Source organism: Pseudomonas sp. HB05 (genome assembly GCF_016756915.1).
Lineage (GTDB): Bacteria > Pseudomonadota > Gammaproteobacteria > Pseudomonadales > Pseudomonadaceae > Aquipseudomonas > Aquipseudomonas alvandae.
The window spans coordinates 359685-379352 of the sequence record NZ_JAESPG010000001.1; the positions used below are offsets into that span (position 1 = coordinate 359685).

At 61.1% G+C, this 19668-nt stretch carries 19 protein-coding genes; 11 read left to right on the forward strand and 8 right to left on the reverse strand.

Annotation, left to right across the window (positions count from 1 at the left end; translation table 11 throughout):
• Nucleotides 1-187 precede the first annotated feature (187 nt).
• The gene (locus JMN22_RS01625; protein WP_198797529.1) at nucleotides 188-730 is read left to right on the forward strand and encodes a disulfide bond formation protein B; all 543 of its coding nucleotides are present in this window, start codon (nucleotides 188-190) and stop codon (nucleotides 728-730) included.
• A gap of 176 nt (nucleotides 731-906) precedes the next feature.
• Nucleotides 907-1365: an Rsd/AlgQ family anti-sigma factor gene (locus tag JMN22_RS01630; protein WP_030138163.1), complete on the forward strand. Its 459-nt coding sequence runs from the start codon at nucleotides 907-909 to the stop codon at nucleotides 1363-1365.
• 53 nt (nucleotides 1366-1418) lie between these two features.
• Here JMN22_RS01630 and JMN22_RS01635 read toward each other — a convergent pair whose 3' ends face one another.
• A complete protein-coding gene (locus JMN22_RS01635) occupies nucleotides 1419-2084 on the reverse strand; it encodes an FKBP-type peptidyl-prolyl cis-trans isomerase (protein WP_198797528.1) in 666 nt (221 codons plus the stop codon).
• A 193-nt stretch (nucleotides 2085-2277) separates the two neighbouring features.
• On the opposite strand from JMN22_RS01635, the gene JMN22_RS01640 reads away from it, so the two are divergent.
• Nucleotides 2278-3411, forward strand: a complete 1134-nt coding sequence (locus JMN22_RS01640; protein ID WP_198797527.1) for an AlgP family protein — start codon at nucleotides 2278-2280, stop codon at nucleotides 3409-3411.
• Here JMN22_RS01640 and JMN22_RS01645 read toward each other — a convergent pair.
• Entirely contained in the window at nucleotides 3408-3872 is a 465-nt protein-coding gene (locus tag JMN22_RS01645; protein ID WP_198797526.1) for a TIGR02444 family protein, read from the reverse strand. The genes JMN22_RS01640 and JMN22_RS01645 overlap by 4 nt on opposite strands.
• A gap of 50 nt (nucleotides 3873-3922) precedes the next feature.
• Between JMN22_RS01645 and JMN22_RS01650 the strand changes: the two genes are divergently transcribed.
• The 3 genes from JMN22_RS01650 to rhtB all read left to right on the forward strand — a co-directional run bounded on the left by JMN22_RS01650 (nucleotide 3923) and on the right by rhtB (nucleotide 7138).
• A complete protein-coding gene (locus tag JMN22_RS01650; RefSeq protein ID WP_030138159.1) occupies nucleotides 3923-5833 on the forward strand; it encodes an ATP-binding cassette domain-containing protein in 1911 nt (636 codons plus the stop codon).
• A complete protein-coding gene (locus tag JMN22_RS01655) occupies nucleotides 5833-6414 on the forward strand; it encodes a mechanosensitive ion channel family protein (RefSeq protein ID WP_030138158.1) in 582 nt (193 codons plus the stop codon). The genes JMN22_RS01650 and JMN22_RS01655 overlap by 1 nt, the downstream gene beginning before the upstream one ends.
• A 91-nt stretch (nucleotides 6415-6505) precedes the next feature.
• Nucleotides 6506-7138 carry a homoserine/homoserine lactone efflux protein gene (gene rhtB, locus JMN22_RS01660; protein ID WP_030138157.1) on the forward strand — a complete coding sequence of 211 codons (633 nt, stop codon included), beginning with the start codon at nucleotides 6506-6508 and terminating at the stop codon, nucleotides 7136-7138.
• Between the two features lie 142 nt (nucleotides 7139-7280).
• Here the strand turns inward: rhtB and JMN22_RS01665 are convergent, their stop codons facing one another.
• From JMN22_RS01665 to JMN22_RS01680, 4 genes are all read right to left on the reverse strand, one after another.
• Nucleotides 7281-8024 carry a penicillin-binding protein activator LpoB gene (locus tag JMN22_RS01665; RefSeq protein WP_198797525.1) on the reverse strand — a complete coding sequence of 248 codons (744 nt, stop codon included), beginning with the start codon at nucleotides 8022-8024 and terminating at the stop codon, nucleotides 7281-7283.
• A gap of 3 nt (nucleotides 8025-8027) precedes the next feature.
• Entirely contained in the window at nucleotides 8028-8615 is a 588-nt protein-coding gene (gene lpoB, locus JMN22_RS01670) for a penicillin-binding protein activator LpoB (protein WP_030138155.1), read from the reverse strand.
• Nucleotides 8616-8763: 148 nt separating this feature from the next.
• A complete protein-coding gene (locus JMN22_RS01675) occupies nucleotides 8764-9135 on the reverse strand; it encodes a YcfL family protein (RefSeq protein WP_030138154.1) in 372 nt (123 codons plus the stop codon).
• A gap of 18 nt (nucleotides 9136-9153) precedes the next feature.
• Complete coding sequence (locus tag JMN22_RS01680) at nucleotides 9154-10548, reverse strand: COG3014 family protein (protein ID WP_198797524.1); 1395 nt, start codon at nucleotides 10546-10548, stop codon at nucleotides 9154-9156.
• A gap of 312 nt (nucleotides 10549-10860) precedes the next feature.
• On the opposite strand from JMN22_RS01680, the gene JMN22_RS01685 reads away from it, so the two are divergent.
• Nucleotides 10861-12759: an FTR1 family protein gene (locus tag JMN22_RS01685; RefSeq protein ID WP_198797523.1), complete on the forward strand. Its 1899-nt coding sequence runs from the start codon at nucleotides 10861-10863 to the stop codon at nucleotides 12757-12759.
• Nucleotides 12760-12873: 114 nt separating this feature from the next.
• Nucleotides 12874-13329, forward strand: coding sequence for a YaiI/YqxD family protein (locus JMN22_RS01690; protein WP_198797522.1), 456 nt, complete (start codon nucleotides 12874-12876; stop codon nucleotides 13327-13329).
• Between the two features lie 130 nt (nucleotides 13330-13459).
• On the opposite strand, the gene elbB is transcribed toward JMN22_RS01690, so the two are convergent.
• Nucleotides 13460-14128, reverse strand: coding sequence for an isoprenoid biosynthesis glyoxalase ElbB (gene elbB, locus JMN22_RS01695; protein WP_198797521.1), 669 nt, complete (start codon nucleotides 14126-14128; stop codon nucleotides 13460-13462).
• A gap of 121 nt (nucleotides 14129-14249) precedes the next feature.
• Here elbB and JMN22_RS01700 point away from each other — a divergent pair, with 121 nt between their 5' ends.
• Nucleotides 14250-15485, forward strand: a complete 1236-nt coding sequence (locus JMN22_RS01700) for a sterol desaturase family protein (protein WP_198797520.1) — start codon at nucleotides 14250-14252, stop codon at nucleotides 15483-15485.
• Here the strand turns inward: JMN22_RS01700 and JMN22_RS01705 are convergent.
• On the reverse strand, nucleotides 15466-16089 hold the full coding sequence (locus JMN22_RS01705; RefSeq protein WP_030138148.1) for a DedA family protein: 624 nt from the start codon (nucleotides 16087-16089) through the stop codon (nucleotides 15466-15468). The genes JMN22_RS01700 and JMN22_RS01705 overlap by 20 nt on opposite strands.
• Nucleotides 16090-16293: 204 nt before the next feature.
• On the opposite strand from JMN22_RS01705, the gene hemB reads away from it, so the two are divergent.
• Both hemB and ppk1 read left to right on the forward strand, forming a co-directional pair.
• Entirely contained in the window at nucleotides 16294-17307 is a 1014-nt protein-coding gene (hemB, locus tag JMN22_RS01710; protein ID WP_030138147.1) for a porphobilinogen synthase, read from the forward strand.
• Between the two features lie 17 nt (nucleotides 17308-17324).
• The gene (ppk1, locus tag JMN22_RS01715; RefSeq protein ID WP_030138146.1) at nucleotides 17325-19541 is read left to right on the forward strand and encodes a polyphosphate kinase 1; all 2217 of its coding nucleotides are present in this window, start codon (nucleotides 17325-17327) and stop codon (nucleotides 19539-19541) included.
• The last annotated feature ends 127 nt before the right edge of the window (nucleotides 19542-19668 follow it).

Consider the following 19668-nt stretch of genomic DNA (forward strand, 5'->3'; position numbering starts at 1 on the left):
AATCTAGTCGCTGTAGCGACGGTATTGTGCTGTCTTCGGTAAAGTCCTACAGCTAACTGCGCCAAGTCCCGTTGTGTCTGTCGGGAATTCCCTACACCTTTGGTGAAGTGTCCGCACGGGCCTGCCTTGAAAGGCCCGACGGCTTTCCTCTACCGTAACAGCTTGTCTCTTCTGTTACGGAACCGCCATGTCTTTGGCCAGCTCACGCTTCTTGTTTCTCATGGCTTCCATTGCCGCAGCCCTGGCTCTGGGTATCGCCAGTTACCTGGAATATGCGGTCGGCCTGACCCCGTGCAGCTTGTGCATTTTGCAGCGGTTATGCCTGACGATTTTCCTGGTGAATTGCCTTGGGGCTTGCGTGCACGGTCCTGGCCGAAAGGGCAGTGTTGTCTATGCCACCGCAGGGGTGGTATTCGCGTCCGCAGGGTTGATGCTGGCGTGGCGTCAGGTCTTGGTGCAGAGCGCTTCGGTTGAGGGTTTGCCTGACTGCGTTGCCCGGTTGAAGGGAGCGGATTCGTGGTGGCATGCGATGAGCCATGTGCTTGAGGGCGCTATCGACTGCACAAGTGTCACTTGGACGTTATTCGATCTGAGCCTGCCCGAGTGGAGCCTGCTGTTTTTTCTTGCCCTGGCCATTTCGATGGCCTACCTGCTGTTGCGCCTGGCCTGGGATGCCCTGGTCCGCCCTTTCAGCGACCAGACGTCGCAGTTGGTCAGGGTGCTGGATTAAACACTTGTATGAACTTTATCTCCTGCGTACCTTGAAGCGGTTGTCGTGCGGGCATAATCTGGCCCGCACGTATCATTGGAATTGTGCCACTCGATCATGTTGTACCTGGCGTGTTCCTGGTCATCCAGGTGTGTTTCAGGCTGCGAGGGGCATGACTCAGAAGGGAAGAAATCACCATGCTCGAAAGTTGTCAGAATGCTCAGGAACGCTGGGGTGGGGTGCATCTGCTGATCGACCGCTGGTTGCAGGAGCGTCACGAACTGGTTCGGGCCTATGATGCTCTCGGCGCCAAGCCTGAAGCCCTGAGCGAAAGCCGCAAACCCTTGCAGGATTTCTGCGGTGTGCTGGTCGACTATGTGTCTGCCGGTCATTTCGAGATATACGAACAACTGACGGGCGAGGCCAAGGCCTTCAACGACAAGCGTGGCCTGGAGTTGGCCGACACGATTTATCCGCGCATCGACGTCATCACCGAAAAATTGCTGGCCTTCAATGATCTCTGCGACGAAGGCAAATGCGTGGCGGAAAAATTCAAGGAGCTGGGTGGCTTGCTCCACGAGCGTTTCGAGCTGGAAGACTGCCTGATCGAAGTGTTGCACAACGCCCATAAGGAAGAGGCTGCGGTCCAGGCTTGAGGGATTCGCGGTAAACGAAAAACGGTGCGCATTGCGCACCGTTTTTTTTTGCTTCAGGTCGTCGCGCCGAGCAATTCGATTTCAAACACCAGTGGCGTGAAAGGCGGAATCACATCCCCTGCACCTTCGGCACCGTAGGCCAGCGCCGACGGAATCACCAACCGCCATTTCGCACCCACCGGCATCTGCGGCAACGCACTGCGCCAGCCGTCGATCACGCTATCGAGGTTGAACCACTGCGCTTGATGGTTGGAGTCGAATACCGTGCCGTCCGGCAACCGACCGACATACAGCACCTGGACCTTGCCGTGAGGGCCGGCTTTGCTGCCGTTGCCGGACTTGAGTTCGGTCAGCAGGATCCCATCCGGCAGTTGCTGGACGCCCGGTCGGCTTTTTTCATCGTTGAGAAATTTCTGCTCGGTCTTCAACGCCACTTGGGTCTCGGGTGATGCCGATTGCGCGGTCAGTTGCGCCTGGTGTTCGGCCAGGATCTGTTCGATGCGCTCGTCCTTCAGGGCCAGCGGCTTACCGAGATAGGCCTGTTGCAGGCCTTGGACCAAGGCTTGTATCTGCAAGTCGGGCACGTCTTGGCGCAAGCGTTCGCCAAGGCTCGCGCCGAGGCTGTAGGCCAGGTCGTGGGCATCGTTTGCGTTGGTTTTCTCCGCGGCCTGCGCCATAGGGAAGACCAAGCAAAAGAGTAGAAAAAGGTGACGCGACATGTGTGCTTACTCCGGCCTCGATTCGAGGGATTATGCCAGTGTCGATATCTGTGCAAGCGCATGGCCGTGACAATGCCGCAGAAGATTTTTTGCGACTTGCAACGCAACGCCATGTGTAGTGTCAACATGCCCTAGCGGCGGTTGCAGCAGAGGTCTAGTATGAGCCGCACTCACGTCAGTCAGGAGGTAAACCATGTCGGCCACCAAGAAGCCTGTAAACACTCCGTTGCACTTGCTCCAACAACTGTCGGGCAGCTTGCTCGAGCATCTGGAAAATGCCTGCTCCCAAGCTCTGGCTGATGCTGAAAAATTGCTCGCCAAGCTGGAAAAACAACGCGGCAAGGCGCAGGAAAAACTGCACAAGTCGCGCACCAAACTGCAAGACGCGGCAACCGCTGGCAAGGCCAAGGCACAAGCCAAGGCAAAAGACGCCGTGAAAGAACTTGAAGACCTGCTCGACTCCCTGAAGGATCGTCAGTCCGAAACCCGCGCCTACATCCTGCAGCTCAAGCGTGACGCACAGGAAAGCCTGAAACTGGCCCAGGGTGTCGGTCGCGTCCAGGAAGCCGTAGGCAAGGCACTGAGCCTTCGTGCTGCGAAGCCTGCCGCTGTATCGGCCAAGAAACCCGTGGCTAAACCTGCCGCTGCAAAAACGCCAGCCAAGGCGCCCGTCAAGCCAGCCGCCAAGGCTGGGGCAAAAGCTGCCAGCAAGCCAGCTGCCAAACCTGCTGTTAAAAAACCGGTTGCTGCCAGTGCAGTAAAACCAGCGGCGAGCAAGCCGGCCGTCAAGACGGCGGCCAAGCCTGCTGCGAAAGCCACGGCTGCGAAACCTGCTGTCGCCAAACCCGCTGCAAAAGTCGCCGCCAAGCCAGCCGCCAAAACCGCTGCTGCCAAACCTGCCACTAAAGCAGTTGCCAAACCAGCTGCTGCGAAGCCTGCAGCAGCCAAGTCAACTGCGGCAAAAACCGCTGCGGCCAAACCAGCGACCAAGCCTGCAGCGAAATCGGCAGCCAAGCCAGCTGCAGCCAAAGCGCCTGCCAAGGTTGCGGCGAAACCTGCAGCCAAACCAGCAGCCGCCAAACCTGCGGCGGCCAAACCCGTAACGGCCAAGCCGGCCGCTGCCAAACCCGCCACAAAACCAGCAGCGACCAAGCCTGCCGTGAAAAAGCCTGCCGCTGCAAAACCAGCGACTGCTCCGGTTGCCAAGCCTGCCGCGCCAGCGCCCGCTCCTACGGCGACTCCCGCGCCAACGGCCAGCACGCCGGCACCGGCTGTGAATCCGAGCGTTACCGTGGCATCGGGCAGCACTCCACCCCGCGCTTCCTAAGTGTCGGACACCGCGACGCGCAGCTGATGCAGCGCGTCGTGGTGAAGGCGGCCGGCGTTTCCCGCCACGCTTTGCAACCATTGACCCGCGCCTGCATGTCGTTCCTTCGGCCAACCCTTGGTCACTGTCTCCAATTGATCGAGTAGTTGCCGCTCGGCTTCCAACTCCAGACGCTTGATCTGCTCGCGCAGGCCATTGAGCCTTGCATCCTCCAGGGCAGCCTCTTTCCATTGAATGCGCAGCGCACGCAATGGCTGTACGACCTGTTCATCCCACGGTTCCGCCAGGTTCCGAAGTTGCTCCAGCCGCTGTTCATCGAACGTCACGCCACGCTGTTCCAGCCATAGCCCGCAGAGCAGCAGGCAGACATTTGCGCCGGCTGCCTGTAGCGCCAGGCATGCGGGCTCCACGCCAGGCTTGGCGTAGAGGTCGAGGGAAAAGCTCCACAGATCAGAGGACATCGTGCTACTCGCGCCAGTTGCGAGCGAAGCTGGTAGACTCCGCCGCCATTATGATTCGACTTCAGAACCTGACTTTACAGCGTGGCCCGCAACGTCTGCTAGAAGACGCCGAGCTGACCCTGCACGCCGGCCACAAAGCCGGCCTCATCGGTGCCAACGGCGCCGGCAAATCGAGCCTGTTCGCCTTGCTGCGTGGCGAGCTGCACCCGGACTCCGGCGATTGCTTCCTGCCGGCCGATTGGCGCATCGCCCACATGCGCCAGGAGGTCGATACCCTCGAACGCCTGGCGGTGGATTACGTGCTTGACGGTGACGTGCGCCTGCGTCAGGTCCAGCGTGACCTGGCCGCAGCCGAAGCCGCGCATGATGGGGGCGCCCAAGCCCGCCTGCACGCCGAGCTCGACAGCGCCGACGGTTACACCGCCGACGCCCGCGCTCGTAAATTGCTGGCCGGCCTGGGCTTCACCAACGAACAGATGGACCGTCAGGTCGGGGATTTCTCCGGCGGCTGGCGGATGCGCCTGAACCTGGCGCAAGCCCTGATGTGCCCGTCGGACTTGCTGTTGCTCGACGAACCGACCAACCACTTGGATCTCGACGCCATCATCTGGCTCGAAGACTGGCTCAAGGGCTATCCCGGCACGCTGCTGCTGATCTCCCACGACCGAGATTTCCTCGACGCCGTGGTCGATCACGTCGCCCATGTCGACCAGCGCAAGCTCACCTTGTATCGCGGCGGCTACAGTGCCTTCGAGCGGGCTCGGGCCGAGCGCCTGGCGCAGCAACAACAAGCCTACGAGAAGCAGCAGGCGCAGCGCGCGCACATGGAAAGCTACATCGCTCGCTTCAAGGCCCAGGCCACCAAAGCCCGCCAGGCGCAGAGCCGGATCAAGGCGCTGGAGCGGATGGAAGAGCTGTCGGCGGCCCATGTCGATTCGCCATTCGATTTTGTCTTCCGCGAGTCGTCGAAGATTTCCAGCCCACTGATCGACCTGTCCGATGCGCGACTGGGCTATGGCGACAAAACCGTGCTGGAGAAGGTCAAGTTGCAACTGACGCCCGGCGCGCGGATCGGTCTGCTGGGGCCTAACGGTGCCGGTAAATCGACCTTGATCAAGAATCTGTCAGGTGAGCTTGAGCCCTTGGCCGGGCGCCTGACACGCGGTGAAAACACCGTGGTCGGCTATTTCGCCCAGCATCAGTTGGATTCCCTCGACGCCAAGGCCAGCCCATTGCTACACCTGCAGCGCCTGGCCCCGACCGAGCGCGAGCAGACGCTGAAGGATTTCCTCGGCGGTTTTGATTTCCGCGGGGCGCGTATCGACGAACCGGTGCTGAACTTCTCCGGTGGTGAAAAGGCTCGCCTGGCGCTGGCGTTGATCGCCTGGGGCCGGCCGAACCTGCTGCTGCTCGACGAACCGACCAACCACCTGGACCTGGAAATGCGCCTGGCGCTGACCATGGCGTTGCAGGAGTTCAGCGGTGCGGTACTGGTGGTGTCCCACGACCGGCATTTGCTCAAGAGCACCACTGACAACTTCTTCCTGGTCGCGGACGGTAAAGTCGAAGAGTTCGACGGTGACCTTGAAGACTATGCGCGCTGGCTGGTGGACTATCGCCAGCGCAACGCACCGGTCAGCACCACGCCGGTCAATCCGGACAAGACCGACAAGAAAGCCCAGCGTCAGGCCGCCGCGGCGTTGCGTCAGCAACTGGCGCCACACAAGCGCGAGGCCGACAAGCTCGAGGCCGAGTTGGGCAAGCTCCATGAAAAACTTCAGAAAATCGAAACCAGCCTGGGTGACAGTGGTCTCTACGAGGCAGCGCGCAAAGATGAGCTGCGTGACTTGCTGGCTGAGCAGGCCAGGCTGAAGGTTCGGGAAGCGGAGCTTGAGGAGGCGTGGATGCAGGCCCTGGAGTTGCTGGAAAACTTGCAAGCGGAGCTGGAGGCGCTGTCCTGATGGAAGCGTTGTCCTTGCCCATACCTGTCATGTGGATCGAGCCGATCTGGCTCGGTGTGCAAGTCCTGCTGATCTTGCTGGTAGGTTACGTGGCCCAGCGTTTCGTGGCGCGTGCGCTCACGGGCCTGGGTGAGCGCTACCCGCTGCCGCCCCAGTTGGTCATCATCCTGCGCGGTGTGCTGCGCTGGTTGATCATGGGCAGCGCCGTGCTGGTGGCACTGGAGCGCCTGGGCGTTTCGGCCACGGTTCTGTGGACGGCCCTGTCGGGGTTCGTTGCCGTGGCGGCGGTGGCCTTCTTCGCCATCTGGAGCGTGTTGTCGAACCTGCTGTGCGCCATTCTGATCTACACCGTCGGGCCGTTCCGCCTCGGTGACGTGGTCGAGCTGGTGGAAGCCACCGACAAGCCAGGCATCAAGGGCCGGGTGGTGGCGATCAATCTGCTCTACACAACGTTGATCGAACCCGAGGAGCTCGGGACCGGAAGCTCAATGGTGCAAGTGCCCAATACGTTGTTCTTCCAGCGCTCGGTCCGCCGTTGGCGCGGCAGCGAAGCGTTTCCGGTTGGCGGGTTCGTCGAATAGCCTTATTTGCTGGTGCACGAAAAAATCGGTGGTTATCCCAACGGCGGCGCATTAGCTTATTCGTTTCGACGGATCCGAGCTGAGGTGTGCAATGTTGCTAGAAACGTGGCTGGCGTTCTTCGCCGCTTGTTGGGTTATCAGTCTTTCGCCGGGCGCCGGGGCCATTGCCTCGATGTCCAGTGGCCTGCAGTACGGCTTCTGGCGTGGCTACTGGAATGCCTTGGGCCTGCAATTGGGCCTGGCGTTGCAAATCGCGATCGTCGCGGCAGGCGTCGGCGCGATCCTCACCGCTTCGGCCACCGCGTTTTACGCCATCAAATGGTTCGGCGTGGCCTATCTGGTCTACCTGGGTATCAAGCAATGGCGGGCGATCCCCGGTGATCTCAGCGACGATGCAGCCGTTCGGCCCATCGGCAAGCCCCTGGCACTGGTGTTCCGCGGTTTCCTGGTGAACATCAGCAACCCCAAGGCCCTGGTGTTCATGCTCGCCGTGTTGCCGCAGTTCATCGATCCCCACGCGCCCTTGGTCAAGCAGTACCTGATCCTGGGCGTGACAATGGTTTGCGTCGACCTGATTGTCATGGCCGGCTACACCGGGCTGGCGTCCAGGGTGCTGCGTCTGTTGCGTACCCCTAAGCAGCAACGACGGATGAACCGGACCTTTGCCGGGCTGTTCATTGGCGCGGCGGGTTTGCTGGCGACGATTCGCAAGGCTGCGGTGTAGTCAAAGCCTGTATCAGAACGCTTCTGTGGCGAGGGGATTCATCCCCGTTCGAGTGCGCAGCGCTCGCAGAATGTCTGGGGCTGCTTCGCACCCCAACGGGGATGAATCCCCTCGCCACAAAAAGCACCCCCAACGATGTTGATCAGCGCAGGATCACCGGCGCGGTATCCCGCGGCAGGCTGTTGCGCTGCACAGGTTCGCCGGCCTGTTCACGGATCGGGCCGCCGAGCTGTTCGCTCAACTGCTGCGCCACGTCTTCCCCCAGCGCCTTGGAAACTTCGCGCACGACCCGTGGACGATTGAGGCTGATGTGCACGTCCCGGTGGTTCATCAGCTTGGTGTCCTGGCCTTCGCCCATGGCGGTAAAGGCCGAGGTGATTTCAAAGGTCTTGGTATTGATCAGGCTGAAATCCGCCACCAACGTCAGGGCAAGCACCGCCGAGTAGCTGTCGGCAGTGCCCAGCTCGTTGATGTCACGGGTGAAATCGATGTCCGACACGGTGCCGAACAGCACGTAGTCGGCGCCCTTGAAGTTCCCCGCCTTGATCCGCTTGATCACGTCGTAGACGTCGCCCTTCGACGATGCGGTATATGGCGTGCCCTGCACCAACTGGAACATCCCGCTGCGCAGGATCTCGCCCTTGATATCACCGGTGAACTTGCGCAGCTCGCCCTGTTCGATGTAGCTGCTGGTGGCCTCCATTTCGTCGTAGCTCGACGAGGCGCTGGCGGCGTATCCGTTCGCCTGGAAATTGTTCTGGGCCGAAACCGTGTGGATGTACTCCTCCACACGCTCCTGATAGGCGAGGTCAGTCACCGCGACTCTTGGGGCCGCTTGCGCAGTGAATGCGCAAGCCAGGGCCATCATGCCGATCCATGTGCGCATGGCTTATCGCTCCGTGGTCTTGCGGATTTCTTTTTCGTCCATCCATTCGGCCAGGCCGCTTTCGACGTCGATCAGTTGCAGGCTGAATTTGTAGAAGACGTCCTTGTAGTCTTCGCTGCGCTTGACGATGGAGCTGATGGAGCCCTCGATGCGGTATTTGGCCGCGATCATGTTGCCGGTCTTGGCCACGGTGCTCTTTTTGTACAAGCCGCTCTGGTTCTGCAACTTGAGCTGGTCGACCTGGCTGTCCATGGCGTTGTTGTCACTGGCAAAACGCGCCGCGCCGGTCTTCATCAGCTGGGTCTTGATGCTGGTGGTGATTTCCCGGGTATCGATGTATTCGCTGGTCTTGTTCTTCACGTCATAGACCTGAACCACCGGGCGACCCTGCAGGACGCCGGATTGGGCGAGGGAGCGGGTCATCGACTCGGCGATCATCTGCAGGTCGGTGGAGCCGAATTCATTGGTGACGGTTTCCACGGCCTTGGTGTCGCCATAACTGATGTTCTTGTTGCCCAGTACCGGCGAGTTGTTGGCGCAGCCGCTGACGAGCAGGGCGGCGAGGGCGAGGGAGGAGATGCGTAGGAACATGTGTGGGCTCTCGAAACTGAATAAAGGATAAGGCGTCACTCAAACTTTTGTGGGAGCGAGCTTGCTCGCGATGGCGCAGTACCAGTCGAACCATTCAGGCTGAACGAACGCTATCGCGAGCAAGCTCGCTCCCACAGTTTTTCGCATCTCAAGGGGTATTGATTTCCAAGCGGAAATCCACGGCCTTGGGCGTTGGGGCGATGGCCGGCAGGAAGCGGGTCTGTTCGCCGTACAGCGTCAGGCTTTTCCAGCTTTCCTCTTCTGCGATCGGAAAACCTTCCGGCCCCAGCCAGGCAAAGCGGTAGTACATGTTCTTGTTATTGAAGCTGGTATTGCTCAACTGCACGTTGACGGTCAGGTAGCCGTTTTCCCGGGCGACGCGCATGGCGCCGACCACGATGTTCTTGGTCTTGCCCATCGCCACAACCTTGCTGGCGGCGCTGCCCGGCTCCGGTGGCGGTGGGGTGGCGCAGCCGGCCAGCAAGGCCAGGGCGCCGACGGCGATCAGTTTTAAACGCATGTGAACAAGACTCCGTTCTTAGGGTTGCTTGAGGGCGATGGCGGTGGGATTGGCGCTCGGGATGACCTGGGCCGCAAGGCCGCCGGCGAAAACCTGGTTGCCCACCGCTCGCAGGGTGATGACCTGGTAACGCTGATCGACCTTGACCTTCACCACCGAGCCGCCTACTGCGCTTGGCAAGGTGACCTGGTGCTCACCTTTCTTCAGGCGCAGCCGCACCACTTGGGTGTAGTCCGGCAAGGTGCGCCAGGTCCGGGTGTCGGCCCCTTCGAGTACGGCCGAGGTAATGCCCACGGCCAGGCCGGCCAAGGGATTGGTTTCGTTGATCTGTTTCTGCGCCACGCCACGGCTCACCGCCCGCACGGTTGTGCGCAGGATGATCCCCGGCATGTCATCACGCAGGGCGCGGCGGGACATGGCGGTGGTGCTGTTGAGCTGGGTCAGGTCCAGTTGACGGCCGTCGACGCCGATCTGGGCGAAGGTCGCGGTGGAGGTGTCCGGCTTGATCAGCGGGAACGACAGCGGCGTGATCACCACGTTGCCACTGATGGGCAAGGGCAGCGGGATGCGGATCGAATCCCGGGAGGGCGCCAGGCCGCTCTGCACCACGATCAGGATATCGCTGTCGTCGCCCTTGGCGGCAGGCTTGTCCAGATTGAGCAGGGCCTGCTCCAGCAGCGGGGTGTTGGGACGCAGCTCGGCGGCTTTGCGATAACCCGGCGCAGCCAGGTCTTTCTCGCCCAAGGCTTCATAGACGAAGCCCGCCAGGTAGTGGCTGAACGCGCTCTGGTAGCTGTTCTTCAGGCTGACCACTTCCGGCGCGTCCAGGCTGGCGACCGGATAACCCTTGAGGTCCTTGTATTCGGTCTTGACCCCTTGCTTCTCGGCGTCTTCCTCGCGCTTGAGGTATTCCTTGTCGCGCAGGTCGGCAATCACCGCTTCGCGCTCGTGGGTCTTCTTGATTTGCGTCCGCGCGCCGTCGAAATCATTCACGGCCAGCAGGTTCAGGGCCATCTGCGTCGTGAGCATGACCTTTTCGTAGTCATATCCCTCGTAGCGCCGGACCTTGTCGTTGACCAGGAAGCTGCCGAACTGCGCGAGGTACTTGGCGGTGTCGAGCTTGACCGCGTCTTCCCATTGTCCGACCTGTTGGTCGGCGCTGGTCCAGGCTGTCTGGCTGCCGGACAGATCACCCTTGGCCCGCAACAGTTCACCCTTTTCGAAGAAATAGAGCAGGTCTTTGTCCTGGCTGGCGTTGTTCTTTTCCAACAGGGTCAATGCGGCGTCGACGTTGCCGGAGGCCAGTTGCTGATTGGTCTGGGCCAGCTCACTGTCGTAGTTGCGGAAGGCTGAACAGCCGGACAGCAAGGTGATCGCACCAAGGGCGACCGAAAAAACGGCACGGGATGCCATGAACATTTCTTCCCTGAATAGCAGCCTGGGTGTGCGGGTCGGGCTGAGGCGATCCACGGACAGGCCTTGGGGGCGCCGTCGGTTCCTCGGAGCGAGGAGCGCTTATGCCGTCTGTTGATAAGAAGGCGGCGCATTATAAACAGCGCTTCGGTCGGAGTAGTGGCTTTTTAATCCCTAAATGATGTTTTTGTGATGTCACCTCCAAAGCGTGAATATCCGATGAAAAAGCGTTGCTTGAACACATAGGCACTTGAGCCAAGCGCATTGGAAGTGAACAATGTGTTACTTCTTATTTCCAATCGAGAGTCATTCATGACTGCCCCGTTTCGTTTCCTGGCCTGGCTAGCGCTGCCGTTGTTGGCGCTGTGCAGCGCCGACTTGCTGGCCGATACCGTCGAAGGCGCTCCCAAGGCGCTGCATCTGCTGGATTACATCGGGGCGGATTACCCGGCGACTGTCGAGGCGGGGAAGGTCATAGACGATTCCGAATACCGCGAGCAATTGGAGTTCACCGGGGTCTTGGAAGGCTTGATCGCCGAATTGCCAGCCAAGCCGGAAAAAGCTGAGTTGGCCCAAGGTATCGATACCTTGCGCAAGGCGATTACCGAGCGCCAGGAGGGCGGCGACGTGGCTCGCATGGCGCGGCAATTGGGCGCAAGGCTCGCGGTAGCGTACGAAGTCAGCCAGGCGCCGATCATTACGCCGGACCCGACACGCGGCGCGCCGCTGTATGCGCAGAATTGCTCGATCTGTCATGGGGACAGCGGCGCCGGTGACGGTCCGGCCGGCGTCGGCCTGGAGCCGCCGCCGTCGAACCTGCGTGACGGCCAGCGTCTTGATCGGCTCAGTCTTTATGCGATCTACAACACCTTGGGCATGGGCGTTGAAGGCACTGACATGCCAGCGTTCGCCGATCAACTCGATGATCGGCAACGCTGGGACCTGGCCACTTACATTGCCAGTTTCAGCGCTGATCCGGCCGCGGCTAAAGGCGAGCTGACGTACAACCTCGCCGATCTCGCTCGCCAGACCCCGGCTGAAGTCCTGGCTGCCCAAGGTCCTGGCGCGGCGGCGACGTTCCGTGCCCAGCGCGCCCAACCGCCACAAGTGCAGCGTGGGCCGGGGCAGTTGCTCGACTACACCGCCACCACATTGGATAAAAGCATCGCGGCGTACCGTGCGGGCGATCATGACCAAGCCTATGACCTCTCGGTAGCGGCCTACCTGGAAGGTTTCGAGCTGGTGGAAAGCTCGCTCGATAACGTCGACCCCAATGTGCGCAAGGACACCGAAAAGGCCCTGATGGCGTTCCGTCAGTCCCTGCAGGACGGCCTACCGGTGGCGCAGGCCGAGCAACGCCTGGACGCGGCCAAGGCGAAATTGAAGGAATCCGCCGGCCTGTTGGGTGGCGATGGCTTGAGCTGGTCGTTGAGCTATATCTCCGGCTTGCTGATTCTGCTGCGCGAAGGTCTGGAAGCGATCCTGGTCCTGGCGGCGATCCTGGCGTTCTTGCGCAACACCGGCCAGCAATCGGCGGTGCGCAGCGTCAACATCGGCTGGGGATTGGCTTTGCTTGCCGGTCTGGCGACGTGGGGAGTGGCCGCGTATGTGATTGATGTCAGCGGCGCGCAGCGGGAATTGCTCGAGGGCGCGACAGCGCTGTTCGCCAGCGTGATGGTGCTGTGGCTGGGTGTATGGATGCACGACCGACGTCACGCAGCGGCCTGGCAGGATTACATCAAGAGCAGCCTGGTGGGCGGTGGTGGCCGTTTCGGTTTTGCGATCCTGGCGTTTTTCTCGGTCTACCGCGAACTGTTCGAAGTGATCCTGTTCTACGAGACCCTATGGCTGCAGGCCGGTCCCGCCGGGCACAACGCGGTGCTGGCCGGCGGCGCGTCGGCCCTGGTGTTGCTGGTGGGGTTGGCCTGGGTGATCTTGCGCGGCTCGGCGAAACTGCCGCTGGCGCTGTTCTTCAGTATCAACGCTGCGTTGCTGTGTGCGCTGTCGGTGGTATTCGCCGGTCATGGCGTGAAGGCATTGCAGGAAGCCGGCATCTTTGGCACACGGCCGGTGGCGTTCTTCGACTTCGATTGGCTGGGCATTCATGCCGATGCTTATTCGCTGGCGGCCCAGGCTGTGGCGATTACCGCGATCGTTGTGTTGTACGGGCGCAGTTGGATGGTGGAGAAACGTCGGGTCCAGGTTTCCTGAACGGCCGCATTCGCTGCGCTCATAATCGCGAGCAAGCTCGCTCCCACAGGATGTAGGCTGTCACTGTGAGAGCGAGCTTGCTCGCGATGCTTTTTAGATAGAGGAAACCACTCGATGCGCGTATGGATCGATGCAGACGCCTGCCCCAAGGCGGCGAAGGAGCTGGTGGTCAAGTTCGCCTTGAAGCGCCAGTTCGAGGTGGTGCTGGTGGCCGGGCAACCGCAGATCAAACCGGGCCTGGCCCTGGTGAAGCTGATCGTGGTGCCGAGCGGTCCTGATGCGGCGGATGATTACCTGGTGGAGCATGCCGTGCCCGGCGAGTTGGTCATTTGCAGCGATGTGCCACTGGCCGATCGCCTGGTGAAGAAGGGTGTCGCCGCCCTGGACCCCAGGGGCAAGGAGTTCGACGCGCAGAACATGGGCGATCGACTGGCGGTGCGCAACCTGTTCGCCGACTTGCGTGAACAGGGTCATATGGGCGGCGGGCCGGCGGCGTACAGCGAGCGGGACAAGCAAGGGTTTGCCAATGCGCTGGATCGGATCCTGACGCGGTTGGCTCGCTTGTCCTGATTCTCGTGGATCCCCTGTGGGAGCGAGCTTGCTCGCGATTGCGTCCGTCCTGCTGCATATGCATCGCTTGACACACCGCTATCGCGAGCACGCTCGCTCCCACAGGTCCCACAGGAAAGGGGTAGGCAAGTCAGGCATCGTTCTCGTGCGTCAACTCCAACACCCGGTCCACCAGCTTGTTGATGCCCGACGCCGCTTCACTGATGTTCCTGGCCAGCATGTAGGCGGGTGTGCTGACCAGTTTGCGCGCGGTGTCCTCGACGATATCGGTGACCAGGCATTCCTCGTGATTTCCGCCCATCTTGGTCACGGCAGCGGCCGTGTCGGCATCTGTGCCGATGGTGCAGTTCACTCCCGGGCCATAGATCTTCGCCGCCAGGGCGGGGGAGATGCACATCAGTCCTACCGGTTTCCCAGCCTCGGCAAAGGCTTCGGTCAACGCCAGGACTTCCGGCTGGACGGTACAGCCGGCACCCTCGACAGCGAAATTGGACAGGTTTTTTGCCGATCCGAAACCGCCGGGCACGATCAGCGCGTCAAAGTCCTCGGCCTTGGCCTCGCGCAGGTCTTTCACATCGCCTCGGGCGATGCGCGCGGATTCCACCAGCACGTTGCGGCTTTCGGGCATTTCTTCGCCGGTCAGATGGTTGATGACATGCAATTGGGCAATGTTTGGCGCAAAGCATTGGACCTGCGCGCCGCGCTGGTCGAGACGCAACAGCGTGATCACGCTTTCGTGGATCTCTGCGCCGTCATACACGCCACAGCCGGAAAGGATCACTGCAACTTTTTTGCTCATGGGCTTTTCTCCAGATTCATGGCGTTAAATGTCTACTAATTTGTCACTCGTTGCCATAGGGGGATCTGGCGGCTACACCTAACCTGCCGACTTCTCCCGCCTTGCCTGCCCAGGTCGCGTCATGAACTTCATCCTGTATGCCGTGCCGTTTTTCTTCGTGCTGATTGCCGTCGAATTGCTCGCCGATCACTGGCGTGGCGTGAGCCACTATCGCCTGGCGGATGCGATCAACAGCTTGAGTACCGGGGTGCTGTCGACCACGACGGGGCTGCTGACCAAAGGCGTTGGACTGGTGACGTACGCCTTTGCGTTGGAACACTTGGCAATTATCGAGCTGCCTGCCGATAAAGCCTGGACCTGGGTGTTCGCCTTCGTGTTCTACGACTTCTGTTATTACTGGCTGCACCGCATGGGGCACGAGCGCAATATTCTCTGGGCGGCTCATTCGGTGCATCACCAGAGCGAGGACTACAACCTCTCCACCGCGCTGCGACAGACCAGCACCGGTTTCCTGCTGAGCTGGATTTTCTATCTGCCGCTGGCGGTCCTGGGCGTGCCGCTGGTGATGTTCATCAGCGTCGCGGCGCTGAATCTGCTGTACCAGTTCTGGGTCCACACCCAGCACATTCCCAAGCTCGGCTGGCTGGAGTGGTTCTTCGTCACGCCGTCGAATCATCGTGCCCACCATGCACAGAACCCTCTCTACATGGATCGCAACTACGGCGGGGTGTTCATTATTTGGGACCGTCTGTTTGGCAGCTTCCAGGAAGAGGATGATCGGGAACCGGTGATCTTTGGCGTGACCACGCCGCTGGCGAGCTGGAATCCGTTGTGGGCCAACCTGCAGTTTTATGCGCAATTGTGGGCTGATGCGCGGCGGGCCGGGCGCTGGCGGGACAAGCTGCGGATCTGGTTCATGCCCACCGGTTGGCGGCCGGCGGATGTCGCGGCCAAGTATCCGCTGAACAAGCCGGACCTGGGCCAGTTCCGCAAGTTCGAGGTGCCGCTGGAAAGCCGCCAGCAGGGATATGTGGCGCTGCAGTTCTGCGTCTACATTGCCTTGGGCAGCTATTTGATGAACCTTGAACACCGCCTGCCGGCCGCCGCCCTGATACTGGGTGGGGGCGCGGTGGCGTTCGGTCTGTTCGTGTTGGGCGTGGCCCTGGAGAATCGCCCTTGGGCGCTGAAGCTGGAACTGCTGCGGCTGGCTTCGAGCCTGCCACTGGTGTGGCTGGCACCGATGACCGGGCTTTGGCCGGCCAGTCCGCTGGCCTGGGTGGGGGTGTCCTGCTATTGCCTGCTCAGCGGTATCGGGCTGTATTGCTGCCGCAGCCGGTTTATTCGTTTGGCGTCGTAGGTGTGCCGGACCGGCTCTGTTCCTGGCGCTCGGCTTCAAGGACCTTCCTGGCCAGTCGCGCATTCTTGATGCGCCGACGCAGCCACAAGCCCAAGCCCAGCAACAGCAGGGCACCGAGCACCCACAATTCGTATTTCTTGATGCTGCCCAGCATGCCTTCGAGCACCGCGCCGAAGTGGTACGCGGCGGCGGCCAGCGCCGTGGCCCAGATCGCCGCGCCGATACCGTTGAGCAGCAAGTAGCGGCCAGGCGGATAGCCCGACAGGCCGATGGCCACCGGCATCACCGTGCGCAGGCCGTAGACGAAGCGAAAGCTCAGCACCCAGATGTCCGGATGCTTGCGGATGTGCTCCAGCGCCCGATCGCCCATCAACTGCCAGCGCGGCTTGCGCGCCAATAGCTTGCGTCCGTGCTTGCGCCCGAGGAAATACCACAGCTGATCGCCCGCGTAGCTGCCGCAAAACGCCACGACCACCACCAGGTTGATGTCCATGTAGCCACGGAACGCCAGGAAACCTGCGAGCACGAGGATGGTTTCGCCTTCGAAGAACGTCCCGATAAAGAGGGCAAAGTAGCCGAAGTCATGCAGAAATTGTTGGAGCATTGTCTGGGTGCTGGCGAAATGAACGCGCAGCCTAACCCTTCAGGCACATTCAGGAAAGTATCGAAATGTGTCTCGACGTTAACATTTCCTACAGAAGACAATGACTGCGACTACAGGTCACGCCTACGCACAACTGTCATACGTTCGTCATAATGGCCGCTTATAACTGTCACGCTCGCCCGTCTGCGGGCTCAGGAGTCTGCCGTGAGCTTTACCCCTGCCAATCGTCTGTTTCCCGCTACCCGTCTGCGTCGCAACCGTCGCGATGAATTCTCTCGTCGGCTGGTGCGTGAAAACGTCCTGACGACCAACGACCTGATCCTGCCAGTGTTCGTGCTGGACGGGGAGAATCGTCGTGAAGCGGTGGCTTCGATGCCCGGCGTGGAACGCTTGACCATCGACCTGCTGCTCGAAGCGGCGGCCGAGTGGGTCGAGCTGGGAATTCCGGCGTTGGCGCTGTTTCCGGTCACGCCAGCTGAACTCAAGTCCCTGGACGCCGCCGAAGCCTGGAACCCGGAGGGCATCGCCCAACGCGCGACCCGTGCCCTGCGCGAGCGTTTCCCCGAGCTGGGCGTGATCACTGACGTTGCCCTGGACCCCTTTACCACCCACGGCCAGGACGGCATTCTCGATGAAGATGGCTACGTGCAGAACGACGTCACCGTCGATGCGCTGGTCAGGCAAGCGCTGTCCCACGCCGAGGCCGGCGCGCAGGTGGTGGCGCCGTCCGACATGATGGACGGCCGCATCCAGGCAATCCGCGAAGCCCTGGAAGTGGCCGGGTATGTGAATGTGCGCATCATGGCCTACTCGGCCAAGTACGCCAGCGCCTACTACGGTCCTTTCCGCGATGCCGTCGGCTCGGCCCTGAACCTGGGCAAGGCCAACAAGGCCTCCTATCAGATGGACCCGGCCAACAGCCATGAAGCCCTGCACGAAGTGGCCGCCGACTTGTCAGAAGGGGCAGACATGGTCATGGTCAAGCCGGGGATGCCTTATCTCGACATTCTTTATCGGGTCAAGGATGAGTTCAAAGTGCCGACCTTTGTTTATCAGGTCAGCGGCGAATACGCGATGCACATGGCCGCGATACAGAACGGCTGGTTGAACGAAGGGGTGATTCTCGAATCCCTGACCGCTTTCAAACGCGCGGGCGCTGATGGCATTCTGACTTACTTTGCCGTGCGCGCCGCCCAATTGCTTCGAGAGCAGAAATAGCCTCCCAGGAACTTGCGATGAATACCGAAGGACTCACAGAAGTTGCCGTAAAAGACGCTCAGCCCGTGGTCGAGCAGGTCGCCGAAACGCCGCCAGAGCTGGAGCCGGCTCCACCGGTCGTGCCTGAGGTGCCTCCAGCGCCAGCGATTGCGATCCCCAACCTGGATGACAGCAGCCTGTACATCCACCGCGAGCTGTCGCAACTGCAATTCAACATCCGCGTGCTGGAGCAGGCGCTGGACGAGTCCTATCCGCTGCTGGAGCGGCTGAAATTCCTGCTGATTTTCTCCAGCAACCTGGACGAGTTCTTCGAAATTCGCGTCGCCGGCCTGAAAAAGCAGATCACCTTCGCCCGCGAGCAGGCCGGTGCCGACGGCCTGCAACCGCACCAGGCCCTGGCGCGCATCAGCGAGCTGGTCCACGGCCATGTGGATCGCCAATACGCGATTCTCAACGACATCCTGTTGCCTGAGCTGGAAAAGCACCAGGTGCGCTTCATCCGTCGCCGCTATTGGACCACCAAGCTCAAGACCTGGGTGCGCCGCTATTTCCGCGACGAGATCGCGCCGATCATCACCCCGATCGGCCTCGACCCGACGCACCCGTTCCCGCTGCTGGTGAACAAGAGCCTGAACTTCATCGTCGAGCTGGAAGGCATCGACGCCTTTGGCCGCGATTCCGGCCTGGCGATCATTCCAGCGCCACGCCTGTTGCCGCGGATCATCCGTGTGCCCGAAGACGTCGGCGGCCCGGGCGACAACTATGTGTTCCTGTCGTCGATGATCCACGCCCACGCCGATGACCTGTTCCAGGGCATGAAAGTGAAGGGCTGCTACCAGTTCCGCCTGACCCGAAACGCCGACCTGTCGGTGGACACCGAGGACGTCGAAGACCTGGCGCGCGCCCTGCGCGGCGAGTTGTTCTCCCGTCGCTATGGCGATGCGGTACGCCTGGAAGTGGCCGATACGTGCCCGAAACACCTGTCCGACTACCTGCTCAAGCAATTCAACCTGCATGAGACCGAGTTGTACCAGGTCAATGGCCCGGTGAACTTGACACGTCTGTTCAGCATTACCGGCCTGGACAGCCATCCGGAGCTGCAATACACGCCGTTCACCCCGCAGATCCCGAAACTGCTGCAGAACAGCGAGAACATTTTCAGCGTGGTCAGCAAGCAGGACATCTTGCTGCTGCACCCCTTCGAGTCGTTCACGCCTGTGGTCGACTTGCTGCGCCAGGCTGCCAAGGACCCCCATGTGTTGGCGGTGCGCCAGACCCTGTACCGCAGCGGCGCCAACTCGGAAATCGTCGATGCACTGGTGGACGCGGCGCGAAACGGCAAGGAAGTCACGGCGGTGATCGAGCTGCGCGCACGCTTCGATGAGGAATCCAACCTGCAATTGGCCAGCCGCCTGCAAGCGGCCGGCGCAGTGGTGATCTACGGCGTGGTCGGATTCAAGACCCACGCCAAGATGATGCTGATCCTGCGGCGCGAGGCCGGCGAGATCGTGCGCTACGCCCACTTGGGTACCGGCAACTATCACGCCGCCAACGCCCGTCTCTACACCGACTACAGCCTGCTCACTTCCGACGACGCCCTGTGTGAAGACGTCGGCAAGTTGTTCAGCCAGTTGATCGGCATGGGCAAGACGCTGCGCATGAAGAAGCTGTTGCATGCGCCGTTCACCCTGAAAAAGGGCATGCTCGACATGATCACCCGGGAAACGCAATTCGCCCTGGACGGCAAGCCTGCGCACATCATCGCCAAGTTCAACTCGCTGACCGATCCGAAGATCATCCGTGCGTTGTACAAGGCCAGCCAGTCGGGTGTGCGCATCGACCTGGTGGTGCGCGGCATGTGCTGCCTGCGACCGGGCATCCCCGGTGTCTCCCACAACATCCACGTCCGCTCGATCATCGGGCGCTTCCTGGAGCACACCCGGGTGTTCTACTTCCTCAACGGTGGGGAGGAGCAGATGTTCTTGTCCAGCGCCGACTGGATGGAGCGCAACCTCGACAAGCGCGTCGAGACCTGCTTCCCGGTGGAAGGCAAGAAGCTGATTTTGCGAGTCAAGAAGGAGCTGGAGAGCTACCTCACCGACAACACCCACAGCTGGAGTTTGCAGTCGGATGGCCGCTATATCCGCAACACCCCGACCGGCAATCAGAACCCGCGCAGCGCCCAGGCGACCTTGCTGGAGCGCTTGAGCAACCCGGTGTTGGCGGTGCGATAAAAGCTCGACGGTTGGGGGGCAGGCTTCGCTTTTGTGGCGAGGCAGCTTGCTGTGGCGAGGGGATTTATCCCCGCTGGGCTGCGCAGCAGCCCTTGGAAGATTGAACCCAATGAAGCTGATGCACCGC